At 61.8% G+C, this 23,657-nt stretch carries 22 protein-coding genes and 1 tRNA gene; 5 read left to right on the top strand and 18 right to left on the bottom strand.

Features of this window, described 5'->3' with window-relative positions:
• Nucleotides 1–103 precede the first annotated feature (103 nt).
• The 3 genes from BM083_RS19670 to BM083_RS19660 form a co-directional block, all read right to left on the bottom strand.
• Complete coding sequence (locus BM083_RS19670; protein WP_089871858.1) at nt 104–1,375, bottom strand: hypothetical protein; 1,272 nt, start codon at nt 1,373–1,375, stop codon at nt 104–106.
• Nucleotides 1,362–1,667: a hypothetical protein gene (locus tag BM083_RS19665; protein WP_089871856.1), complete on the bottom strand. Its 306-nt coding sequence runs from the start codon at nt 1,665–1,667 to the stop codon at nt 1,362–1,364. Before BM083_RS19665 ends, BM083_RS19670 begins: the two co-directional genes overlap by 14 nt.
• Before the next feature lie 627 nt (nt 1,668–2,294).
• Nucleotides 2,295–2,368 (bottom strand) — tRNA-Lys (locus BM083_RS19660).
• Nucleotides 2,369–2,502: 134 nt separating this feature from the next.
• Between BM083_RS19660 and BM083_RS19655 the strand changes: the two genes are divergently transcribed.
• A complete protein-coding gene (locus tag BM083_RS19655) occupies nt 2,503–3,975 on the top strand; it encodes a DHH family phosphoesterase (protein WP_009365403.1) in 1,473 nt (490 codons plus the stop codon).
• A gap of 128 nt (nt 3,976–4,103) precedes the next feature.
• On the opposite strand, the gene BM083_RS19650 is transcribed toward BM083_RS19655, so the two are convergent.
• From BM083_RS19650 to BM083_RS19630, 5 genes are all read right to left on the bottom strand, one after another.
• Nucleotides 4,104–4,394 carry a PRC-barrel domain-containing protein gene (locus BM083_RS19650; protein WP_009365404.1) on the bottom strand — a complete coding sequence of 97 codons (291 nt, stop codon included), beginning with the start codon at nt 4,392–4,394 and terminating at the stop codon, nt 4,104–4,106.
• A gap of 242 nt (nt 4,395–4,636) precedes the next feature.
• Nucleotides 4,637–6,874, bottom strand: coding sequence for an LUD domain-containing protein (locus tag BM083_RS19645; protein ID WP_089871854.1), 2,238 nt, complete (start codon nt 6,872–6,874; stop codon nt 4,637–4,639).
• Complete coding sequence (locus tag BM083_RS19640; protein ID WP_089871852.1) at nt 6,867–7,412, bottom strand: LutC/YkgG family protein; 546 nt, start codon at nt 7,410–7,412, stop codon at nt 6,867–6,869. Before BM083_RS19640 ends, BM083_RS19645 begins: the two co-directional genes overlap by 8 nt.
• 68 nt (nt 7,413–7,480) lie before the next feature.
• Nucleotides 7,481–9,286, bottom strand: coding sequence for an Nramp family divalent metal transporter (locus BM083_RS19635; protein WP_089871850.1), 1,806 nt, complete (start codon nt 9,284–9,286; stop codon nt 7,481–7,483).
• 112 nt (nt 9,287–9,398) lie between these two features.
• Complete coding sequence (locus BM083_RS19630) at nt 9,399–9,968, bottom strand: helix-turn-helix transcriptional regulator (protein WP_089871848.1); 570 nt, start codon at nt 9,966–9,968, stop codon at nt 9,399–9,401.
• Between the two features lie 433 nt (nt 9,969–10,401).
• Here BM083_RS19630 and BM083_RS19625 point away from each other — a divergent pair, with 433 nt between their 5' ends.
• Together BM083_RS19625 and BM083_RS19620 are read left to right on the top strand one after the other, a co-directional pair.
• The gene (locus tag BM083_RS19625; RefSeq protein WP_089871846.1) at nt 10,402–12,168 is read left to right on the top strand and encodes an L-lactate permease; all 1,767 of its coding nucleotides are present in this window, start codon (nt 10,402–10,404) and stop codon (nt 12,166–12,168) included.
• A 108-nt stretch (nt 12,169–12,276) separates the two neighbouring features.
• Nucleotides 12,277–15,399, top strand: a complete 3,123-nt coding sequence (locus BM083_RS19620) for an FAD-binding and (Fe-S)-binding domain-containing protein (protein ID WP_089871844.1) — start codon at nt 12,277–12,279, stop codon at nt 15,397–15,399.
• A gap of 179 nt (nt 15,400–15,578) precedes the next feature.
• Here BM083_RS19620 and BM083_RS19615 read toward each other — a convergent pair whose 3' ends face one another.
• From BM083_RS19615 to BM083_RS19605, 3 genes are all read right to left on the bottom strand, one after another.
• Complete coding sequence (locus tag BM083_RS19615; protein WP_089871842.1) at nt 15,579–16,691, bottom strand: pyridoxal phosphate-dependent aminotransferase; 1,113 nt, start codon at nt 16,689–16,691, stop codon at nt 15,579–15,581.
• A gap of 44 nt (nt 16,692–16,735) precedes the next feature.
• Nucleotides 16,736–17,518: a helix-turn-helix transcriptional regulator gene (locus BM083_RS19610; RefSeq protein ID WP_089871840.1), complete on the bottom strand. Its 783-nt coding sequence runs from the start codon at nt 17,516–17,518 to the stop codon at nt 16,736–16,738.
• A 314-nt stretch (nt 17,519–17,832) separates the two neighbouring features.
• Entirely contained in the window at nt 17,833–18,258 is a 426-nt protein-coding gene (locus BM083_RS19605; protein WP_089871837.1) for a GIY-YIG nuclease family protein, read from the bottom strand.
• Between the two features lie 103 nt (nt 18,259–18,361).
• On the opposite strand from BM083_RS19605, the gene BM083_RS19600 reads away from it, so the two are divergent.
• Complete coding sequence (locus BM083_RS19600; RefSeq protein WP_089871835.1) at nt 18,362–18,763, top strand: DUF555 domain-containing protein; 402 nt, start codon at nt 18,362–18,364, stop codon at nt 18,761–18,763.
• A gap of 47 nt (nt 18,764–18,810) precedes the next feature.
• On the opposite strand, the gene BM083_RS19595 is transcribed toward BM083_RS19600, so the two are convergent.
• Nucleotides 18,811–19,047 (bottom strand): UPF0058 family protein, encoded by a 237-nt coding sequence (locus BM083_RS19595; protein ID WP_049893391.1) that lies wholly within the window; start codon nt 19,045–19,047, stop codon nt 18,811–18,813.
• Nucleotides 19,048–19,198: 151 nt separating this feature from the next.
• Here BM083_RS19595 and BM083_RS19590 point away from each other — a divergent pair, with 151 nt between their 5' ends.
• Entirely contained in the window at nt 19,199–19,606 is a 408-nt protein-coding gene (locus BM083_RS19590) for a translation initiation factor IF-2 subunit beta (protein WP_089871833.1), read from the top strand.
• Between the two features lie 23 nt (nt 19,607–19,629).
• On the opposite strand, the gene BM083_RS19585 is transcribed toward BM083_RS19590, so the two are convergent.
• The 6 genes from BM083_RS19585 to BM083_RS19565 all read right to left on the bottom strand — a co-directional run bounded on the left by BM083_RS19585 (nt 19,630) and on the right by BM083_RS19565 (nt 23,639).
• The gene (locus BM083_RS19585; RefSeq protein ID WP_009365418.1) at nt 19,630–19,809 is read right to left on the bottom strand and encodes a DUF7836 family putative zinc-binding protein; all 180 of its coding nucleotides are present in this window, start codon (nt 19,807–19,809) and stop codon (nt 19,630–19,632) included.
• Between the two features lie 129 nt (nt 19,810–19,938).
• Nucleotides 19,939–20,913, bottom strand: a complete 975-nt coding sequence (locus BM083_RS19580) for a transcription initiation factor IIB (RefSeq protein ID WP_009365419.1) — start codon at nt 20,911–20,913, stop codon at nt 19,939–19,941.
• Between the two features lie 252 nt (nt 20,914–21,165).
• Nucleotides 21,166–22,143: a magnesium/cobalt transporter CorA gene (corA, locus tag BM083_RS19575; protein ID WP_394327630.1), complete on the bottom strand. Its 978-nt coding sequence runs from the start codon at nt 22,141–22,143 to the stop codon at nt 21,166–21,168.
• Nucleotides 22,140–22,301, bottom strand: a complete 162-nt coding sequence (locus BM083_RS23535; protein ID WP_177197714.1) for a hypothetical protein — start codon at nt 22,299–22,301, stop codon at nt 22,140–22,142. Before BM083_RS23535 ends, corA begins: the two co-directional genes overlap by 4 nt.
• 49 nt (nt 22,302–22,350) lie before the next feature.
• On the bottom strand, nt 22,351–22,968 hold the full coding sequence (locus tag BM083_RS19570; protein ID WP_089871829.1) for a DUF6517 family protein: 618 nt from the start codon (nt 22,966–22,968) through the stop codon (nt 22,351–22,353).
• A gap of 65 nt (nt 22,969–23,033) precedes the next feature.
• Complete coding sequence (locus BM083_RS19565) at nt 23,034–23,639, bottom strand: DUF2391 family protein (protein WP_177197713.1); 606 nt, start codon at nt 23,637–23,639, stop codon at nt 23,034–23,036.
• Nucleotides 23,640–23,657 lie beyond the last annotated feature (18 nt).

Raw genomic sequence — 23,657 nt, 5'->3', positions numbered from 1 at the left:
CTATCAACAGGACTCTATCACACACCAATGATTTTGTTCGATACTCGTACACGCCCACCTGTTCCGGCTTTACACTTTGAAAAATTGAAATGAAGGTGTGCGGTTAGAAGTCGGGCATGGAGATGTCCGATGGCCAGTCGAGATCTGGGTTCCGTGTAATCCGCTTCGATTTCCCTCCTTTCACAGTATCCTCAGAGCAGTTGCCGATTTGAAGCGTGTTCATGAGTTCTATCCGCTTCACTGCTGTTGGCTTGCTGATGTTCAGGAGGGTCTCTACGTCCCGCGTTCGCAGCGACCCGTTCGAGCGTAAGAGTGCTCGAACAAGCGGGCGTCGTTCTCGTGGCATCGTACTCAGCGCGACACGAGCACAGACCTGCAGGTCGTTCTTTTGGAGAACCTGTCGACCATTGATGAGCGCGTGACCACGCGCCAAGTTGTGGAGCAACCCCATCACTCGTTTCCGGTCCTCAAACCCCGCCGTTCCATCGTCATGAATCGGCGCACGAGCATGGCGAATGAGGTTGGCCAAGTAGCCGATATGCTCCTGCAGGATTCGCGTCGGTTGGTTAGAGCAATCGGCACTATTGACTCCACCGTATGTCTCCCATAGCTCTTTGAGCAATGCATGGACGACCTCACGGACCTCCTGTACTTTCTGTTCGTATTCGTGCGCACCGAAGACTGCCTCGATATCTGCTTCTTCGTCATCAGTCGAGGTCATCTCGTGGAACAGGAATCGGTTACCCGTGTGTCCCATCAGTTTCCACGCCTGTCGGTCAAGAGGCGTTGTCGCACCGATGAAATTGAACGGGTAGTCGCCCTCGTAACCGCGACGTCCATGTGTTCCAGCATCACGGACGTAGCCCTCACCGTCCATGACGCGGACGAGGACCTGCATCTTCTTACTGCGCTCGGCCCAGTCACCGGCGAACCAGTTGGCCATGTCCGGGTTCAGCACGGTCTTGTAGCGAATACGTGGGAGGAGGTCCTGTTCTTCGAGCTCTTCGTCGGTGCGCGACGAATCCTGACTTACGAGTGAGGCAGGGGTAAAATCGTCACTACGGTAAAACTGACTGTCGAGCCCAATGAACGGCCTCAGACACGTTGTTTTCCCTGCTCCTGACGGTCCTTCGACGACGAGACCGAAGCAACTGCTCGTCCCCTTGATGAGGTGAGTCGCGTGAGCCGAGAGGATAACCTCGATGACGTTCCATGCTTGGGCGTCAAAGTGCTCAATGACTCGCTCCTCTACGTCTTCAACCGAGGTTGGCGCGCTCTCATCAATGCTATTCTCATCGCCGTTCGAGTTCGACGATGTGCCTGCGGGTTCTATTTGGTCGAGCCAGTTCCCACTTGAGCCGTCATCGGAGGACATGAAGAATAACCTCCTTGCCCTCGATACGCAGATGTCCATCATCGCACGGTCGTAGGGCGAACGCGTATCCGAACTCTCGGAGAGCGTGATACGCCTCATCCTTCGTACACCCGTCCTCGCGTGCGATGGTTGATGCGACCGCTTCGATATCCGCCTCGTAGATTAACCCGTGCGTGTCTTGTCTCGCGCCAGTCGTTTGCTTTACGCGTTGCTTCAGGGGGATGACCTCCCACGTTGCGAGGAGGTCACGTCCATCGAACTGTTCGACGTTCTTGTTTGCGTTTGTGTTCATTTATCTAGAGTTTGGACTATCGCTAGGGACACAGAGGAGGTGAACGCATACAGGCGAACATTCAATGACTCGGCGATTGAACGTTCACCCGCAGGGCGTTTCTGCGCTCTGTGTTGGTCGAAGTGCTTTGCGACCAATTTAGGTTAAAGTGAAAAATCGTCGCGTGGTCGTTCCTTGTCCAGAGAAGACGACCACACGCCGATTTCTCGATTATCAGTCACATACGAGTAACGTGTGGTGCTAATATGATAAACGGTACGGCGAGGCGACGCTGTCTGTCGATTATCTCCAAACCGGGCTATAAATGTTGGATAGAGATAATTAACGGATTGAATAGCAAAGTCTCGAGATAGACGCTTCCTGGTATTCCTACTCTAATATTCGGTGGATAAAGTTCTACCAGCACACTGTTTTCTCGTATGTGGCTAGCTTTCGATATATCTCGGGAACTTGTTTGCGTTGTAGATGTGGGCAAAGCCTATGCTAGCACGGCGCATTAAATCATACGCAAAGGCACGATAGCGGTGACTCGCGTTTCGCTACAAAACAGAATCGCTCGCGGTGTTGACGACGAGTATATACGAGACACAGAGCTGTCTCGTCAATGCAAAGTGTTCCGAAAGGAAGCGGGCCGGGCGCGATTTGAACACGCGACCGTCTGATTAAGAGTCAGACGCTCTGCCTAACTGAGCTACCGGCCCTGTGTGCATTCACCCGTTTCGGTGGTACGTTAAAAGGCGTTTCCCTTTTCGGCAGCGTCGGCAGTGGCTCTCACACCCGTGATGGCGGCAAACGGTGGGTGTTAAGTGTCGTCCGTGGATAGCTGACCCTACTGATGAGCACTGGGGTCAGCATCTCCTCGATGTCGACGTACGCGATTCTTGGCTGCGGTAGCGTCGGCCACATCGTCGCCGAGGAACTAGTCGACGACGGGAAAGACGTCCTCATCCTCGACAAGGACGACAGCCGGGTCGAGGCGCTCCGTGACCAGGACCTGAACGCCCAACAGCAGGACATCAGCGAGGGTGAAGTCGCCGACGCCGTCTCCGACCGCGACGTGATTCTCATCCTCGCTTCCGACGTCGACGCGAACAAAGCCGCCGTCTCGGCCATCCGTGACCACGGCGGCGACCAGTTCATCGTCGTCCGCGCCTCGGACCCCGTCTCCGAAGACGAACTGAAGGACCTCGGCGCCGACATCGTCATCAACCCTTCGACGGTAATCGCCGACTCTGCACTCCGGACGCTCGAATCGGGCGAACTGGAGTACAAAGCCCGGCAACTCGCCGACATCCTCACCGAGACCGACGAGACGCTGGCCATCCTCACCCACGACAACCCCGACCCCGACTCTATCGCCTCCGCCGTCGCGCTCCAGATGATCGCCCGCGAGTACGACCTCGAAGCGGACATCCTCTATCGCGGCGACATCGGTCACCAGGAGAACCGCGCGTTCGTCAACCTCCTCGGTATCGAACTCACTTCGCGTGAGGAGTCGCCCCCACTCTCGGAGTACGGCGCCGTCGCCCTCGTCGACCACATGAAGTCCGGCGACTTCGAAGGCAACGTCGACGTCGACATCTTCATCGACCACTTCGAACCCGACGAGGGCATCGACGCCGCGTTCATGGACGTCCGCCCCAACGTCTCCTCTACTTCGACGATTCTCACGAAGTACATCCAGGAGTTCGACCTCAGTCCGTCCCAAGCGGTCGCTACCGCGCTGCTCTACGGTATCCGCGCCGAGACGCTCGACTTCAAACGTGACACGACGCCGGCGGACCTCACCGCCGCGGCGTACCTCTACCCCTTCGCGAACCACGACACCCTCGAACAGGTCGAGTCGCCGTCGATGTCTCCCGAGACACTCGACGTGCTCGCCGAGGCCATCCAGAACCGCGAGGTACAGGGCAGCCACCTCGTCTCGAACGCCGGATTCATCCGTGACCGCGACGCGTTGACGCAGGCCGCGTCCCACCTCTTGAACTTGGAGGGAATCACGACGACGGCCGTCTTCGGCATCGCCGACGACAAAATCTACCTCGCCGCTCGCTCGAAGGACATCCGCATGAACATCGGGAAGGTCCTCCAAGACGCCTTCCAAGGCATCGGCGAGGCCGGCGGCCACTCCACACAGGGGAGCGTCGAGATTCCGCTCGGCATCTTCACCGGTATCGAGACCAGCGAGAACAACCGTGACACGCTGCTCTCGCTGACCGAGGAAGCCGTCCGTCGAAAACTCTTCCAGGCGATGGGTGTCGAGGGTGCGAGTAGTACGACCACGGGTGAGAGCGCGAACGGTAACTGAACGGAACCGGGACCGCTCGGTCAGGTCCGACTACTCGAAGTCGAAAGTTCGACACACCACCGTCGCGCCGCTCTTCGCTGGGTCGACGTCGGTAGAAGTGAGAGACTCTTTGTCGCTACGTCAGTCGTCTAGGCGACGACTTCGTTGTCTTCTTCGGGCTTCTCGAGTCGCTCGATGACGTCGTTGACGAGGATGATGTCACCGACGGCACGGACCCAGCGATACGGCAGTAGGACACCCATGCCGCGTTCGATTCGTCCCCCGAACAACTCGTCGTTCAGCGCACCGAGTGCGAGGCCGGTGACGACCTCCTGGTCGAGATCGAGACGAACGTCTTCGACCTCGCCGACGAACACGCCGTTGTTCGAGTAGACCTCTCGCCCGACGAGCGTGGTAATCTCCTGTGGTGTCTCGTCCATACGACTTCTGTTGAAGTCCCGGGCCTTAATTGTTCGTAGAAGGTCGTTCAGAGGGCCAAAAGCAACGAATTCGCGGCGTACAGACAGCAGACGACCGTCAGACGAACCGACGGATTACGTCAGACAATCCGTGAAAATAGACTGTCTGTCTGTCCCCTTCGATGCCCATCGTCTGACAGCACTCTCCACTGTCCGACACGTGCCCGACAGCGTCGACGGGGCGGTTCGTAGTCCTCGACCAACTATTTCGGTGCGACCAGTTCGACCGGATGCTGCGTCGGTCGCGAGAGCAACGCGTCCAGTTGTTCCAGACACGACGTTCCGCTGGCGACGACGGTTCGCCCCTGCCCCTCGGGGGCCGTGAACTGGTCTTGGAGTCGACTTCCGACGTCCATGCTCAGTTCGTAGTACTCGCTCTTGTAGCCGAACGACCCGGCCATCCCGCAACACTCCGTCTCCGAGGTGAGCACGTCGTAGCCGAGGTTCTCCAACACCGCGACAGTGTGGCCTTCGAGTCCGAGCGTCCGCTGCTGGCAGTGACTGTGGTACGCGACAGCGTCGGTTTCCGCGGAACGGTCGCCCGCGTTCCGTAGCACCGACGCGTCGCCGCCGTTGTGGAGCAGTCCGTAGAGATACTCCATCACCTCGTAGCTGTGTTCACTCAACCGTTCGTGTGACTTCGCGGGCAGGAACTTCTCGTACTCGCGGTCGAACATCGCCAAGTCCGAGGGTTCGACGACGACGATGTCTCGCTCGGCGTCGACGTGTTCGGCGAGTGCGCCGTACACCTCGTGGGCGTGCTGTTCGGCGGTGGCAATCATCCCCTGCGAGAGCGGCGCGCGGCCACTGGACGAGATATCGGGAATCCGAACGTGAACGTCGAGTGCTTCCAACGCGCGGACGGCCGCCTGTCCACGCTCGACCTGCACGTGGTTCGTGTAGAGGTCGGGGTAGAGGACGGCCTCTCTCGTCGCGTCGGCGGCGTCCACTCGTGACCCACCACGTGTGTCGAACCACTTCACCAGCGTCTGGCGCTGGAAGGCGGGTAACTCGCGGCGACGGTCGATACCGAGTACGCGCTCCATCGCGGTACGCGCGACACTCGTCTGCGCCACCCAGTTCGACAGCGGTGCCGTCGCGCTTCCTACCTTCGCGACAGTCGAGAAGTTCCCGAAGAACCGCTTTCCGAGGTCCATCCCTCCCGACTCTTCGTCGGGCGTCAGTCCGTCGACCAACCAGTCGAACTCGCTACTCTCGCCGCGGTTGATTCGGTCGCGGACGACCGTGTTTATCCACGGGATGTCGATTCCGACCGGACAGGCCTCGACACAGCGACTACACCCGGTACAGAGGTCGTTGAACTCGGCGGCAGTGTCGAGTCCCTCGATACCGGCCTCCCACCCCGTCGCGATACCGCCCGAGTACGTCTCCCCGCCGAAGGCGTGCCCGCCGACGCTCTGGAAGTTCGCACAGACGTTCGAACACGCCGAACACCGGATGCAGTAGAGCGTCTCTTTCAACTGTTCGTCTTCGCGCATCGCCAACCGACCGTTGTCGATGAGCACGAGGTGGAACGCTCGGTCGGACTTACTGCCTTCGGCTATCGGCGTCTCGTCGTCCGCGAAGTCGACCGGCGGCGACTCGACCGGCGGCGTCAGAAGCGAGATGTAGGAGGTGATGTCCTGTCCCGTCCCGGACCGACCGATGAGTTCGACGAACGGTTGGAGGTCTTCGACCGAAGGCACGATTTTCTCCACACCTGCCACAGCGACGTGCGTGTCGGGGACGACGGCGGACTTCCGGGCGTTCCCCTCGCTGGTGACGAGTGCGAGCGTCCCCGTGTCGGCGGTGATGAAGTTCGCGCCCGTCATCCCCACGTCCGCACCCTCGATTTTCTCACCGAGTTGCTCGCGAGCGAACATGGTGAGTTCCTCTGCCGTCTCCAACGGGTCGTCGAGTTCGTCGGCGAACACCTCGTTGAACAGGTCGGCGATTCCCTGTCGGGATTTGTGGATGGCCGGGGCGACGATGTGAGAGGGAGCTTCGTCGGCGACTTGCAACACCCACTCGCCGAGGTCCGTCTCCACGACGTCTATCCCCGCCGATTCGAGGTCTTCGTTGACCTCTATCTCCTCGGAGGTCATCGACTTGCTCTTGACGACGCGTTCTGCCGCCTCGTCCTCGCAGACCTCGCGGATGTAGCGGTTCGCGTCGGCCGCGTCGTTGGCGAGATAGACCGTACCACCGTTGGCCTCGACGGTCTCGCGGACCTGTTCTAACAGCTCTGGAAGTCGCTCGATGGCGTCCTCCTTGATGGCTCGCGCCTCCTGTTTGAGTTCCTCGTAGTCGTCGAGGTTCGCGACGGACTCGTAGCGTCCGGTGTTGAATCCGCGGGTGTTCGTGGCGACGGCGTCGCCCTCCGTCACCATCAGTCGGCGAATCTTCTCGGCTTTCTCGTTACGGGACGTAGACTTACTCATCGACTCTCTCCGCTTCGTTTTCGTCTTCGTCGTCCGCGACGATGACTACGTGGACCGCCTTCGGCCCGTGGGCGCCACGGACGAGCGACCCCATGTCGGCCGTCGCGCTCGGTCCCGTCGCCAGAATCGCGCTCTTCCCGTCTGTGCCGCCCTCACGGAGACGCGGTCCGAGCCACGAGAACGCCTCTTCCATGCCGTCGACGATGTCCGACTCGTAGAGGACGGCGACGTGCAGGTCCGGAAAGAGACTCACCTGCTCTGCGCCCTCCGGCGTCGATTCGAGGACGAGACTCCCGTAGTCGGCGATGGCGAGACTCGCCATCGTGACTCCCGTCTTCGCCTCACGGAGGTCCGCGGGCGTCGGGTCGCGTCGAACCGATTCGGGGAGCGACAGCGACTCGGCGAGTGCGACGCCGACTGCCGGTCCACGTATCAACTCTGCGAGCGTCGATTCGACTGCTTCGGGCGACGTCCGTGTCCACCCCACATCCAGTCGTTCGAGGGAGTCCTCGAAGGTTGACACCGTACCAGTTGCCATATGTCACCTTGTCGCAACCGAGGTATTGGTCTTTGCCTTCGCCCGATGTTGGCCGCCTCCTCAAGAACTCAGGAGAACAGTCGGTCACGGCCGTCGGCCGCGTCGACCGTTCCGGCGGCCCGTCGCTTCCCCTGTATCGACCGGACGACGGCGTACGTCTGCACGAGGAAGAAGATGGTCCAGAGGACGTACCCGCCTGGTCCACTCCCGACGACGCCTGCGGTGGTGCGGAACGTCTCGCCCGTCCACGTCGCCAAGGTCTGTCCGACGAGGAGGACGCTGAAGTAGCCGTAGAAGCCCGAGGCCCACCACATGGCGACGACGCGGAGCCACCCCGGTTGGAGGTGTTCGGGCAGACGCGTCGTGTTGATAACGAGCGTCAACGCCGTGTAGGGCCACATCATCACGCCCGACAGCGCCGCGCCGACGACGAGGAAGAAGAACGGCTCTTGGCCCTCGAACGGTGTCGTAAAGAGCAGGATGATGAGCACGCCCCACGCCGTGAAGACGGTCAGGAGTCGCCAGAATATCTGTGAGAGGTCCCACCCGGCGTCGCGACCGAACACCTCGTACATCGCGTCGGCGCTGTTGCGCACGAACGACTCGACGATGGCGTACTCCGTCGTGAACAGGGCGACGAAGAGGACGACGAAGACCAACAACGCGCCGACGCCGCCGAGGGCGGGCGCAATCTCGGTGAGCCACATCCCGATGGCGTCCGTCGTCGTCCCGGGTGCGTACTTGCTCGACACGCTCATGAGAATCGTCGCGACGAACAGGAGGCCGACGACGAACGTGAAGAAGTGCTCCAACTGGACGGCGCGCCACCAGCCACGCCAGCGACGGACGTTCAACTCCGTCGGTCGGAAGGTGAACCCGTCCCGCTCGATAGGCTCCGGGTCGTCACCGATGAGCGGGTTCTTCACTCGGCCCTGGTAGTTTCCCATCCCGTATCCCTTCTCGCGGACCCACAGACTCTGTGAGAGGTTGAGGTAGCCACCGGCCCCGGCGAACGCTAACCCGCCGAGGAAGACGGCGATGTCCATTCCTTCGGGAAGTCGGCCGACGTTGACAACCGCCGCAGAGAGGTTCGTCAACTCGCCGAGAGAGCCAGCGTAGAGCACCAACACGACTGCTGTCCCGGTGGCGATGAACAGCAACCCGACCTGAAACGCCTCGACGGCGTTGTACATGACTGACGAAATCTGATACGAGAGCCAGATGAGAAGCATCAGTCCGATAGCGAGGAGCTTCCAACTCGGTAGCGTGAGACCGAACGCACCGACGCTCACGCCGTCGAGTCCGAGTGCCGTCGTCGCCACTTGCGCCGCCCCGGCAGCCCACCCCGGCCACCCGAGGCTGGCGAACCCGAAGAGGAGAAACAGCGTCGGCCACCCGCGGTGGATGCGAGCCATCGACCGGAAGATACTCTCGCCGGTGGCGACGGTCCACCGTTGAAGTTCGGTGTTGATGAAGAACTGTGTGAACACGCCGACGACGAACGCCCAGTAGACGGCCCAGCCGTGTTGGGCGACGAGGACGGGCCAGAAGAGCGTCTCGCCGCTGCCCAACGATGCGCCGAGCATGATGGCGCTCGGTCCGAGAATGTGCCGCACGCGCGGGACGCGCGGCAGGTCGGTGAGACGGAACGCACCGCCGTCACCGCGTTCCGGGTAGTCGTCGGACTCGGGGGCTTCTTTCAACTGGTCGTACGGGAGCGGGAGATACCACGTCCCGCGGTACTGGCGCGCCTCTGCCTCCGAGGCGTACACTCGTTTCTCGCTGTCTCTGTTCGCTTCGCTCTCCGCATCCGCCTCACCAGCGTCGGCCGCTCCGTCCTCCACCGTCGGCGCGTCGGAGTCATCGAGTGTCATCGCTTCCCACTCTCCGTGTGTCCTCCGAGGCCATCGCCTGGCCGTCGCTGTCTCCTCGTTGCCACTAGTTGACGCGGGGTGCTATCGCATGATAAACCCCCGTGATTAGCTGTCAGTCGCCACCGAGGAAGTGCCAGAGGTGACCGCGTTCCTCCGGCGGGTCGACACCGGGGAGTCCTTTGAGTGCGGGTTGAATCGCGTTCCACCAACCTTCGGCAGACTCGTAGCCGGCGGTGTGGTCATGGTAAACGTCGCGAAGGAAGTCCGCCTTCGTCGCCTCGGGGTGTTCGGTGAGATAGTCGTAGGCTGCCGAGAGCGCTTCTCGACGGGCTTCGAGTGTCGGCCCGCTTCCAGGTAACGTGGCCGTTCGGATCGCGGTGGAGACGGCGTCGGACCGATTCGACTCGTCGCCGACGCCCGCCGGGCGTTCGATGGGAACCCACCAGACGCGACTGCGCGCGCCGACCTTTCGAGTGTCGAGTGTCCCCCGCTCGACCAGCGCGTTGAGTTTGTTGTGCGCGGTCCGTCGCGAGCAGTCGAGAGCGTCCATCACGTCGCTCGCGGTGAGCGGGCGCGCGCGGTCCTCACGTGCCTCGAACACGTCGACGACTGACTCGGGCGGAATCCGGTCGGCGTACTGCCCGTGTTCGTCTCGCGTCCGGTCGCGCGCCGTCTCGTCCATGCGATAAGTCACCGTCTGAGCCGTGATAAGCCTATGCACACGAGTACATTCCCTGTTCATTCGTGTGGACTTCCCGTTCGTCGCTCGCTAACTCCTCTACACTCGTATTACGTGGCGCGGCGCGGTCCGTGTCACCGTCGAACAGCCGAAATCGAAAGACGCCACATCGTAGTCTGAAACGGCGATGTAACCGATGCACACGTGTTTACTGGAGTGCTACACACGAGTGTACCCGTCTTCGAAATCTATCACGAACTGAAACGAACGATGCTTATTTATCATCGCCTTTGTAGAGTTGCGCTCATGCCACACCGAATCAGGCATGAAGCTGGCACGGTACCGTCGCCCGCGACGCACACAGCACGCGGGAGTCGGCGCTCACACATAGACGGGCAGCGAGACAGGAAGACCACTGGAACCACGGAGGTGACCGATGGTTAGTCTCGTCGACGCGACTATCGCGTTGCTCCCACTCGCCACCATCGCCGTCCTGATGGTCGGTCTCTACTGGCCCGCCACGCGAGCGATGCCGGTAGCGTGGCTGGTCGCAATCGTCGCAGGCGTCGTCGGGTGGGGAATGAACGCCCAATGGATCGTCGCTTCGACGATAAACGGGTTCATCACCGCCGCGAACATTCTGTACATCGTCTTCGGGGCGATACTGCTCCTCTACACGCTCAAACAAACCGGCGCGTTCGACGCTATCAACGCCGGGTTCGCCTCCATCAGTGAGGACCGTCGCGTGCAGGTCGTCCTGCTCGTGTTCCTCATGGGGTCGTTCATCGAGTCCGCCGCCGGATTCGGGACGCCCGCGGCCATCGTCGGTCCGCTGCTCGTCGGTCTCGGCTTCCCGCCGATGGCGGCCGTCGTCGTCGCACTCACGGGCAACCTGATGGCCATCACGTTCGGCGCAGTCGGCACACCGCTCATCATCGGGATGATAGACATCTTCGAGAGCGTCGAGTCCATCACCACCGACGTCGTCGCCAACGGCCCATTCGCCTCCATCGCCGCGTGGGTGACCGAAATCGCCGTCTTCGCGGCGAGTTTCCACGTCATCGTCGGCGTCGCCCTGCCGTTCATCGGCGTCGCCATGATGACGCGTTTCTTCGGTGAGGAGCGCTCTATCAAACCGGCGCTCGAAGTGCTGCCGCTCACGCTGTTTGCGTGGGCGTCGTTCTCGATACCGTACTTCCTCACCGCCTACTTCCTCGGGCCGGAGTTCCCGGGCCTGCTCGGGTCGATGATCGGACTGGCCGCGACGGTCGGTGCGCTGAAGGCCGGGTTCTTCCACCCCGACGAGGAGTGGGACTTCGCGCCGGAGTCGACGTGGCCCGACCACTGGGTGGGTGACATCGAACCGGGCGAGTCTACGAGCGACGACGTCGCCGTCGCCGCCGACGGTGGTTCCGTCCAGTCCGGTATGCCGTCCTCCCTGAACACGATGCCGCTCTGGAAGGCGTGGATGCCGTACGCGCTCGTCGCGCTGCTGCTCGTCGTCACCCGCGTCGTCGACCCGGTGAACGCGTTCGTCACCGCAGAGTTCTTCACTATCACGTGGAGCGAACTGCCGTTCGCCGGTGAGAGCATCCTCGGCACGGGCCTCACCAACGACTTCGCACTGCTCTACCTCCCCGGTGCGGTGTTCGTCGCCGTCCACCTGATGACGATTCCGCTCCACGGAATGAGCGGTGCGGAGATCAAAGCGTCGTGGGCCGAGACCATCGAGAAAGTCGCTCCGGCCGTCGTCGCCCTACTGTTCGCGGTCGCGACGGTGCAAATCATGCTCCAGTCGGGTGCGGCGACCAATACGGACAGTATGCTCATCGTCCTCTCGGAGGGGATGGCAGATATCGCGGGCGGCATCTACCCGTTCTTCGCGGCCTACGTGGGCGCGTTCGGCGCGTTCCTCGCTGGGTCGAACACGGTGTCGGACATCCTGTTCGGCACGTTCCAGTACGGCGTCGCAGAGCAGATTGGCACGTCGAAGACCATCATGCTCGGCGCGCAGGCGGTCGGCGGAGCTATCGGGAATCTCATCGCCGTTCACAACGTCGTCGCCGCCCTCGCCGTCGTCGGTCTCGTCGGCGAGGAAGGCCGCGTCATCCGACTGGAACTCATCCCACTCGTCTACTACGCGACGGCGACGGGCATCCTGACGCTGCTGTTCAGTTACGTCCTCTTCCCGGGGACGTTCTGATACTGCTGGCTGCACGTCGCCGACGGCTATCCGAATCGTCCGCCGAACACCCGCACGGGTTGCAGTAGTACCCGGTTTTTATACACAGACACACCAAGGACTCACAAAATGGCATCTCACCCTTCAGAACACACTCACGGAGACCCCGCTACAGAGGGGAACTACGACTACACGAGCGGCGACGTCGCTCGACCGGGCCTCGTCGACGACCTCGAATCGCTCGTCGACGGCGAGGTCCGGTTCGACTCGTACTCGCGAGAACTCTATGCCACGGACGCGAGCGCCTACGAGCAGACGCCCATCGGCGTCGTCATGCCGGAATCGACGGCGGACGTCGCCGCCGTGATGCAGTACTGCGCTCGACGCGAGATTCCGGTGCTCCCGCGAGGCGGCGGCACGAGTCTCGCCGGACAGACGGTCAACAAGGCAGTCGTCCTCGACTTCATGCCCGAGATGAGCGACGTCGTCGACGTCGACGTGGGGTCGGAGACGGCCCGCGCACAGGCCGGTATCCGACTCGGTGACCTCAACGCGACGCTGGAACCGCACGGCTTGAAGTTTGCCCCCGACCCGGCGTGGGGCGACAAGTCCGCACTCGGCGGAGCGATTGGCAACAACTCCACCGGGTCACACTCGCTGAAGTACGGCAAGACCGACTACTACCTCGAATCGGCCGAAGTCGTCCTCGCCGATGGAACGGTCACTCGTCTCGGCGAGATTTCGGTCGACGAGTTGCGCGAAGACGCCGACGCCGATTCTGACGACTTGCTCCCACGAATCTACGCCGAAGTCGTCCGCATCCTGGACGAAGAGGCCGACGAGATAGACGCCCGTTACCCCGACCTGAAGCGGAACGTCTCGGGCTACAACCTCGACATGCTCCTCGACGAGTACCGCGGTGAGCGACGGACGCCGGACGACAAGGGTCTCGACCCCGACAACGAACCGGGAACCGTCAACCTCGCGCGTCTGCTCGCCGGGAGCGAAGGGACGCTCGGTATCGTCACCGAGGCGACGGTGTCGCTCGAACCGATTCCGAACACGGCTTCCGTCGCGCTACTCACCTACGACGACGTCCTCGACGCGATGGAGGACGTCGAACCCATCCTCGAACACGACCCCGCGGCAGTCGAGGTGATGGACGACGTTCTCTTGGACCTCGCTCGACAGACCTCGGAGTTCAGCGACGTCGTCGGGATGTTACCGGAGGGGACAGACTCCGTACTGCTCGTCGAGTTCTACGCCGAGGACGACGACCACGGGCGTCAGCAGGTCGCAGACCTCGTCGCGGACCGAGTGCCGGGCGAGATAACCGAAGTCGACCCGAGCGAGACCCGCGTCAGGACGGAGAAAGACCAGTACGCGGTCAAGGCGATGGAAGCGCACGACGCCGACACCCGCGCGAAGTTCTGGAAGATGCGGAAGTCGGGGCTGCCAATCTTGCTCTCCCGGACGACGGACGACAAACACATCGCCTACATCGAGGACACGGCCATCCCGGCGGAGAACCTCCCGGCGTACGTCGCCGACTTCCAGGCTATCCTCGACGAACACGACACGTTCGCCTCGTACTACGCCCACGCCGGTCCGGGTGTACTCCACATCCGTCCGCTGGTCAACACGAAGACGGTCGACGGACTGGAGACGTTCGAGGCCATCGCCGACGCGGCGACGGACCTCGTCGTAGAGTACGGCGGGTCGGTGTCCGGCGAGCACGGCGACGGCCGCGCCCGAACCCAGTGGAACCGAAAGCTGTACGGCGACGACCTCTGGTGGGCGTTTCGCGACCTGAAGACCGCGTTCGACCCCGACTGGTTACTGAACCCGGGGAACATCTGCGGGCTGAGCGACGACGAACTCGACGCGGGCGACGGCAACGCGAAACCCGCACACGACATGACCGAACACCTCCGGTTCTCCCCGGAGTACGAGTTCGATGCCGGGTTCGAACCGACGCTCAACTGGGAGAACGAGAACGGCTTTCAGGGGATGGTCGAACTCTGTCACGGCTGTGCGGGCTGTCGCGGTCCGCAGGAGACGACTGGCGGTGTGATGTGTCCGACCTTCCGCGCCGCCGAAGAGGAGATTCAGGCGACCCGGGGACGAGCCAACATGCTCCGGCAGGCGATGAGTGGTGACCTCTCGGAGGGCGAGCAGTTCACGGACGAGTTCGTCCACGAGGTACTGGACCTCTGTGTCGGCTGTAAAGGCTGTACGATGGACTGTCCCAGCGAGGTCGACATGGCGAAGATGAAAGCCGAGGTGACGCACGCCTACCACCAGCGCAACGGCACCAGTCTCCGCGACTACGTCTTCGCCAACATCGACACCTTCTCCAAACTCGGCTCTGCGTTCGCGCCGGTGTCGAACTGGGCGACGAAAGTTCCCGGCGTCCGCTCACTGATGGAGTCGACGCTCGGTATCGCCAAGGACCGAGAACTACCGACGTTCCACCGTGAGACGCTGGAAGACTGGTTCGACGACCGCGGCGGGGCGAAGGTGAGTAGGTCGGAGGCGACACGTTTTGTCCTCCTCTTCCCCGACACCTACACCAACTACAACCACCCCGAGGCGGGCAAGGCCGCCGTCAGAGCGCTGGAAGCCGCAGGCGCCCACATCCGTATCCCCGACGGCGTCGCCAGCAGCGGCCGTCCGGCGCACTCGAAGGGGATGCTCGACAAGGCTCGCGAGGAGGCGAAACAGAACGTCGAGGTCCTCGCCCCGCAGATTCGCGAAGACTGGGACGTCGTCGTCGTCGAACCCTCCGACGCGGTGATGTTCCAACTCGACTACCTCGACCTACTCTCGGGGGCGAACGTGGCCGAAGTCGCCGCCAACAGCTACGGCGTCATGGAGTACATCGACACGTTCCGACTCGACGAAGAACTGACGTTCCGCGACACCGACGAGTCGCTCATCTATCACGGTCACTGTCACCAGAAGTCGACGCGGAAAGACCACCACGCGGTCGGTGCCCTCCGCCGTGCTGGCTACGACGTCACCCCGCTCGATTCGACGTGTTGCGGGATGGCCGGGTCGTTCGGCTACGAGGCCGAACATCTCTCGATGAGCAAAGCTATCGGTCGACTGCTCTACGACCAAGTCGACGCCAGCGACGGCGACGAAGTCGTCGCCCCCGGCGCGTCCTGTCGGTCACAACTGGCTGAGAAGACGGGACAGACGAGCGACCCGCCGCACCCCATCGAGCGGTTCGAAGCCGCGATTCGATAGCCCAGTCACCGCCGGCGCGCCGAGGGTTTACTACCCATTACGCGGCCACTCTCGCTGTGACCTGACCATCGGCACGGAGTGGTCTGCGGGAGTACGGCGCACTACTTCGTGACTACTGCCGTAACATCGTGCGTCGTCTGTCTGCACACTGTTTCAGCGTCCAAGGAGCGATGCCGCCGCTACAGCGACGCTAACACGTCACCGAGCACCGACAGCCCCTCGTCTATCTCCTCCGGTGACCGACCGAGTGAGAGACGGAACGACTCTCCTTGGTCGAAGAAGCGTCCTGGAACGACCAACACTCCCTCTTCCCAGGCTCTCTCGGCGACGGTGTCGCCGTCGGCAGTGTCGTGAGACAAGAGTGCGAAACTGCTTCCTTCGTAAACGGCTCCCGAGAGATCTGTCCGTTCCTCGACGAACGTCGTCAACCGCTCGTGATTCTCTCGGAGGAGCGACCGTGAGTCCGCGACGAGCGTCTCGTCGTTGTGCAGCGCCCGTCGAGCGAGGGCTCGACTCGGTTGGGCGACGGCCGGGACGTGCATCGTCGTCGCCTTCGCACGTCGAACGAACGACTCGGGGCCAATGAGCCAACCGATGCGAAGTCCGCCGAGTCCGTGGAACTTCGTGAGCGACCCGGTGACTATCGTGTTCGGTAGCCCTGCGGCCGTCACACCACCGAACGCCTGGCCGTTCGTCGCCGTCTCGACGTACGGTGCGTAGACTTCGTCGACGAGGAGATACCCACCGGCATCTGCAGCGGCCCGTGCGACGGCGGCAAGCGACTTGCGGTCGGTCAACCGACCGGTCGGGTTGTGCCGGTTCGTCACCGTCACGAGCGATAGGTTGTCACTCGCGGCGTTAGCGACGCGTGACGGGTCGAGTGCGTAGTCGTCTTCGGCGAGGCGAAGGAATCGGTCGACACGGGCACCGACTGCTTCGGGTGTCGCTACGAGCGGTTGGTATCCCGGCTTCTCCACGAGTATCTGCTGTTCGGGTGGTTCTTCGCCTTCGCCTTCGTCTGTCTCGCCGAGGCCGAGCACCGTCGCCGCCGTGAGAAAGTTCGCGTGTGTCGCACCGGCGGTGACGAGAACTTCCGTTTCTTCGACCCCGTACGTCGCAGCGATCTGTGCTCGGAGCGTCGTCCCGTCGGTCGGATTCGGAAGGTCGACGAGTTGCTCGGGGACGACGTCGTCTGTCGGAGTTCTTCGACGGAGATCGCTCGACCCGAGGTCGTAGCTCGCCTCCTCGGGTCGTCCCTCGATCCACTCCAGATACGGCATCGGGGAGAACATAGTAGCTCGTGTCACTGCGGGTGTGAATAGCTATCTGTTGTCTCCTACGCCTCAGGGAGGGGCGTCGAAGCGTTCCAGTACTTGTCGAAGACGCCTCGCGCCCACTCGACCGCACCGGGTGTATCGTTCCCGATGAATCCTTGAACGCCGCTGTCGGCGTATATCAACAGTCCCATCTCCGTACCTTCGTCTGTCTCTGCGACGACGAGGCTGTACGGTATCGACCTACCGGTCTGGCGAACTGACAACCGGCCGGTGGCGAGTGACTCTCTGAGCTCTACCCCGTAGGCGCTCACCAACCGTTCGACGACGACGTCGGTGACGACGAGTCGTGCATCGAGTGTTCCCTCGACGAGTTTCGCGTGGTAGACCTCGACCTGTTGTGGAAGTACTGCCGGAGCGATTGCGTCCACCTCGTTGGCTCGGTTCACCAAATCACTCAGCGACTCGACCGGGACGAGCGGTGAGTGTCGCTCGGCGGCGACGATGGTCGCGTCTTCGAGGACGCACGTATCGAACGGAGTATCTGCTGGTAGTAACGAGACGATGTCGACGCCCGTGACGAGTCCGTCCATTCGACTCGCGAACTGGTCGTATTCGGAAAGTGCGAGTTCGCCCGGAAGAGTCCGACAGTACCTCCCGTCGTCTTGTCGTTCGATGAAGCCGATTGCCTCCAGTTCGCGAACCGCTCGGTCAATCGTCGACCGTGAGACGGACAACGCCTCGACGAGATCACGTTTCGGGACCCCCTCCGTGTCGACTGCCCGCAGCACCGTTCCCCGGCGTGCGACGACAGCCATCACCTCAGTGGGGTCCGGTCGTGCCATCGGCTAATTTAGTCGGCACTGCGACTATAAGGGTTCGGATGCGCGTATACAATATAAATGACCACAGCGTTTTAATAATAGGATTCATCCGATGACGAATCTCGCCGAGCCGTGAAGTAAAGATGGAACACTCTGTAGACAGAGACGCCGGGGTGCCTCTGACAAACACCGGCAGCGAACACGGTCCTGTCGTTTCTGCCCGGATCGACGGGACCGTCGTGGGAAGAACGCTTCCCTTCGCTATCTTCATCGGTGGACTGGTCTTGCCCGGACTGGTCCGCCGCGAGGGGTTTCCCCTCATCTCTCTCATCGACTCATCGATTTCGCCTGTGAGCGTCCCGTACGTCCGCTTCGAGTTCTTCGACCGACGGGCGGAACGAGAGGTGGGAGAGACACGTGCAGTCTGACGACCCGAAGCCGTCGACGGGACCGCTCTCGAGTGCCGACGCGACGACACACTCGATATCGGTCTCTCGCGTCACGACGACACTGGTTATCGAAACCGAAGGGTGGCCGAGTAGCGAGTCGATGTGCCAGTGGCGAACGTCGTGTTCGCCCGCGGCGACGCGGCGATGTCTCTCGACGCGTGACAGTCCACCCGGACCGAACGCACTCCCAGTGTAGGCGTACCCACCAGCAGGCAACTCGACGCGGCCGAGTGCCCCTACGTCGAGTCTCGTCGTCTCCGGTAGTTCGGCGACGAGCGTGTACGTCCCCGGTTCCGAACCGTATTCACTCATGTAGCGGAACCACACGCTCTCGTCGGAAATCGTTAGTGACCGGTTCGACCACCCTTCTCACTCCGGCCGAAGCTTCTTAGACGATGATGAACAAACATTATACATGGATTGTTGTGTCGTCGTCGAAGCAGCAGTACCCGTCTACGACGTCGAAACCACCGACGAAGCGGTCCGAATCGCTATCTCGAAGACAGGTGAGATGTTGAACCCTGACCTCAACTACGTCGAAATCAGCATGGGCCACCGCGAGTCACCGTCGGGCGAGGAACTCTCTCCGGCGTTCATCGCAGCAGACGAAGCGCTCGTCGCACTCGAACTAGAGATGACTGTGTTCAACGTCGAACGTGAGGAACACGCGAGACGTATCGCTCGCAAGGAGATCGGAAAACGGCTCGAACACATTCCGCTGAAAGTCCTCTCCGTCGAAGTTCTTCCGGGCGAAGAGACCGAAACGGGCGTCGAGGCCGACGGCAGTGGTGAAGAGGGCGACGGCGGAGCAAAGTAGAGCGCAACCGCTCAGTGGTGTGAGACGTAGCGGGGACAGATGTCGAATTAGTCGGCTTTGGGTGCCAGTGGTTCGACTTCGGGTTCGTCTACCGACTTCGTGATTCCTTTGGCGAGTTTAAAAACAGCGGCTTTGTGGTCCGTCTTTGATTTGTGTATTGATGTTGGTCGCACGCCGAGTTCTTCATACTGGGTCATTGGGAATTCGTTCCCCTCCCATTTTTCGCACTGGTTCTGTACCTCTGCAAGCAGGCCGTGAAGGTGGATGAGCTCCTGCTTCTTCATGAGCAACGCGAAGTTACCGCTGGAGGGTTATATTATTATCTTGAGCCTCGTTAGCACACGACCCCGTCAGAACCCTGAAAAACGGCAGATATCGCCGCTGAGACTTCAATGGTTCTGAACGTTTTTTGGCTCCGAAGTCGGTACTGACTGTATGGGCTACGAAGACCATCTCGACCGCGCCCTGGAAGAGACACCAGACGTCCAGGACACTGGAAGTCGCTTCGAGGTCCCCGACCCGGAGGTTCGCTCGGAAGGGAACGCCACCATCTACGAGAACTTCCAGTCGACGACCGACCGACTCGGCCGCGACGACAGTCATCTCCTCCGGTTTCTCCAGTCGGAACTCGGGACGAGCGCGCACCTCGACGACAGAGGGCGCGCACGATTCACTGGTGAGTTCAAACAGCGACGCGTCGCCGACGCACTCGAAAGCTACGTCGCGAAGTTCGTCCGCTGTTCGGAGTGTGGACTCCCGGATACGAGACTCGTCGACGAACAGGGAGCGACCGTCCTGAAGTGCGACGCCTGTGGTGCGCTGTCGTCGGTTCCCGACTCGTAAGCGACGGCGACGCCTTCAGTTCGTCACTCGAACTGACGCACGATTTCGAGGTCGCGTTCTGTCCGCATGAACTCCGTCAGCCGACGTGTCGCGTGACAGTTCGGACAGCTGAAGTTCTGACGGGTCTCTGGCAGGTTGGTGGGAGTCGACTCCCACTCCTTCGTACACTCCGGGCACAGAAGACGGACAAACGCTTCGACCATACACACAGTGCGTCTGCCGACTCAATAAACGTTTGCGCGCCAACAGACTGTTATACGGGCGTACCGCTGGCGCTCTACTCGGCGAAATACCGGAAAAACGTTGGACGGACTGCCGTCCGCGTCACCCAATCAGGCGAACAGACCGATGTTTGCGGCTTCGAGAAGCTCTTTGTATCGGTTGCGGATGGTGACTTCGCTGATGTTGGCGACGCTCGACACCTGACTCTGCGTGACCTTCTCGTTGGTCAACAGTGCAGCGGCGTAGACGGCGGCGGCCGCGAGGCCGACCGGCGACTTTCCGCTGTGGATGCCGGCTTCTTTGGCCGTGCGGAGCAGTTCGCGTGCTCGACGTTCGGCCTCGTCAGAGAGACCGAGGTCACTGGCGAACCGCGGAACGTACTGTTCCGGGTCAGCGGGCTGAATCTCCAGTTTGAGTTCGCGGACGACGTAGCGGTACGTCCGAGTCAGTTCCATCTTGTCGACGCGAGAGACGCTCGCAATCTCGTCGAGGCTCCGCGGCGTGCCGGCCTGTCGAGCCGACGCGTAGAGAGCGGCGGTCGCGACACCTTCGATGGAGCGGCCGGGGAGGAGGTCTTCGGCCAGTGCGCGGCGGTAGATGACCGACGCCGTCTCACGGACGGCCTGTGGGAGGCCCAGTGCGCTCGCCATGCGGTCGATTTCGCCGAGCGCCTGCTTCAGGTTGCGCTCTTTGGAGTCGCGGGTGCGGAACCGCTCGTTCCAGGTGCGGAGGCGCTGCATCTGCTGGCGCTGTCGCGACGACAGCGTCTTGCCGTAGGCGTCTTTGTCCTGCCAGCCGATGTTGGTCGATAGCCCCTTGTCGTGCATCATCTTCGTCGTCGGCGCACCGACGCGGGACTTCGAGTCACGTTCGGCGCTATCGAATGCGCGCCACTCCGGACCGCGGTCGACGTTGGCCTCTTCGACGACGAGACCGCAGTCACCGCAGACCAGTTCTCCGTGCTCTTCGTCGGTGAGGAGACGGCCGTCACACTCGGGACAGGTTCGTACCGACTCTGTCTGCGTTCGCTCCGTTTCGGAGGTGCTGGTGCGGGTCTTGTGTCGTCTGATGTTCGTTTCGCTCATGATGGGTGGGCGGACGGCGACCTCTCGAGGAAGGGAAAGAAGAGAGAACTTCCGGGGGTAGCGTCCTTACACATAGTAAGCACGAAAACTATATAAAGTTATCGGTGCTGTGCATATCTCGAAACCAAGCGATAGCGCCCATTCTGGCCCAATTTACTCCCAAATCTGACTCTACTTTGGCTGTGGGGTACGGTATTAACTGTTCCGCCGTTCGGCTGTGTTTTAAGAATATAAGCCTTTCTTTAGAATTCCTCAGAGCCACCCCTCTCGTCGGAAGTAGGCGAGGAGAACGAACGAGACGGCGGCCATCCCAAGCATCACCGCCGGATAGCCGTACGCCCACGTGAGTTCGGGCATGTTGAACGCACCACCCGAGAAGTTCATCCCGAAGATACCGACGACGAGCGTCAGCGGGAGGATGATGGTCGCGACGACGGTCAGGCGCTTCATCACCTCGTTGGTCGACTGCGCGACGGCGTTCTGGTAGATGTCACGAGCGCCTCTGGCGAGGTCACGGTACGTCTCGGTCAAATCTGCCAACTGGACGAGGTGGTCGTACACGTCGCGGTAGTACTTCTCCGTCGTATCTCGAACCTCGTCCGGGTCGCCACGAGCGAGCACGTTCACCGCCTCTCGCGTCGGCCACACGACCTTCCGAAACGAGAGCAGATCTCGTCGGACGGCGTTCAGTGCTTCCAATACGTCCGGGTCCGGACCACCGAGGATGCCGTCTTCGATAGCTTCGATGGTCGTCTCGACGTCGTCCAAGAGGAGGAAGTAGCCGTCGACGATGCGGTCGACGACACGGTAGGCTGTGAAATCGGGTCCGAAGCGACGCGCCCGCGACTCGCCGTCTTCGATGTTGTTCCAGACCGACCGGACGGCCTCGACGTCGTCGACGGCGAGCGTCACGAGCCAATCTGGACCGAGAAAGAGACCGACCTGTCGCGTGTGAATCTCCTCGTCGAACGTCGTCTCACCTCGCCGCAGTGTGGCGGTCTTGACGAGCACGAACGTGTGGTTGGGGAACTGCTCGGTCTTCGGCCGAATGTCGCGGTAGATGTCTTCGACCGAGAGTGGGTGGATGCCGAACACGTCCGCGACGCGTTGGAGTTCCTCTGTATCGGTCGACTCTGCCCGCACCCACGTCGTCCCGTCTGCACGTTTCGCTCGGTCCAGGTCGGTGTAGCGGTCGACGCTCTCTGCGGTGTACACCATCGCTTCTATCACTGGTCTTCCTCCCCGGACCCGATTGCGAGGAGCGTGAGTCCGACCATCACGCCGGTCAGTGAGAAGGCTCGACCGGGATACGGAGCGGCGACGCCGACGACGTAGCCGACGACTCCGAGGACGGTGAGGACGACGCCAGCGACGCGTTCGGCGTTCATACCCCCGCGCTTGCGGCCCGGGGTGAAAAGCGTTGTTGGGCTTGCCTCTTCAGGCCGGGTGGACCGCCGCCGCCATCATCGACAACACGTTGTTCTCCTCGTTCAACTGCGTCGGATAGACGCCGAAGCAGACGACGAAATCGGCTTCGTGGCGCACTTTCCCGACGTGGATGTTCACGTCGAGTTGCTGCCCGGAGAACGCCGCCTTTCCAGCGTACTTAGTCACTTCCGTGTCGCTTCCGAGGACTGTGACGGTCTGCGAGGAAACTTCTCGAACGTCGCTGATTCCCTCGTAGTTGCTCTGGAGCATCCCGACGAGTCGGTCGTTGTCGTAGTCCCCGACCGGGTTGAACGTCTGATTCGCAATCTCGATTGCGGGCGTCGAGATGGTCGCGAAGACGCCGAGTCTCGCCTCGCCGAGGAGTGGAATCGACAGTGCCTTCTCGTACGTCGCCACCTTGTTGACGACTGTGACCGTCTGTCCGGCGAACTCGCGTTCGACGGTCAGGTCTTCGACACCCTCCAACTGGTACCCGGCGCTCGATGCGGCGTCCGTCTTCGCCGGTTTCGCCTCCCACGACTTCGCGTCGTCGAGTATCCCGGTACAGCCACTCCCGAGCGCCAGGAGGCCTGGAAGCCCCACGAGAAGACGTCTGCGTGTGGTCATACGTGCCCGTACGTTCTGTCTTCCTGATAAACCGTCCGGGTGCGTGTGTCGAACACGACCCCCGGTTAGGTCCCGGGGAGGATGTCACCCAGTGCTGCGCCGATTGCCATCGCCACGAAGCAGACGCTCACCTGACAGGCGGCCAACCACGGTGTCGACCAGTCGACGCGTCCCCAGGCGGTCATCAGCATCGTCGCCGTCACCACAGAGATGGTGAGCACGCCGACCATCCGTCGGGGAACCAGTCCGAAGACGGGGTCGACGATTTTGACCTCCTGAAAGTCGGCGACGTAGAGCAACCCGTAGACGAGTGCGACGGTGAACGCGAGCGTCCCGAGGAGATAGCCGACGTGGCTCGCGACGAACGTCCCGACTTCCAGGGTCCCGCTTTCGACGAGCATCGGAATCCCGAAGACGACGCTGCCGACGAGTGCCTCTGCGGCGTCGGTCCGGTCGAAGCTGGTGACGACGTTACCGAACGGGCCACGTGTATCGAGTCGTCGCGCCAGCCGAATCGTCTCGGCTAACTGCTCTTTGGCCTCTGGTGCGTGAACTTTCGCCTCTAGCACCTCCAACTCGTCCAGTAAGTCGTCGACTTTCGGGCGTGTCGGACGCTCTCCACCCCTCGTCTCGCTGTTCCCGACTCGTTCGTCGTCGTCACCTGCGCCCATATCTCTCGCTCCACCGCC

The sequence above is a fragment of the Halogranum rubrum genome, assembly GCF_900114455.1.
In the GTDB taxonomy this organism is placed as follows: Archaea; Halobacteriota; Halobacteria; order Halobacteriales; family Haloferacaceae; genus Halogranum; species Halogranum rubrum.
This window is presented reverse-complemented; position numbering and strand designations above follow the sequence as displayed.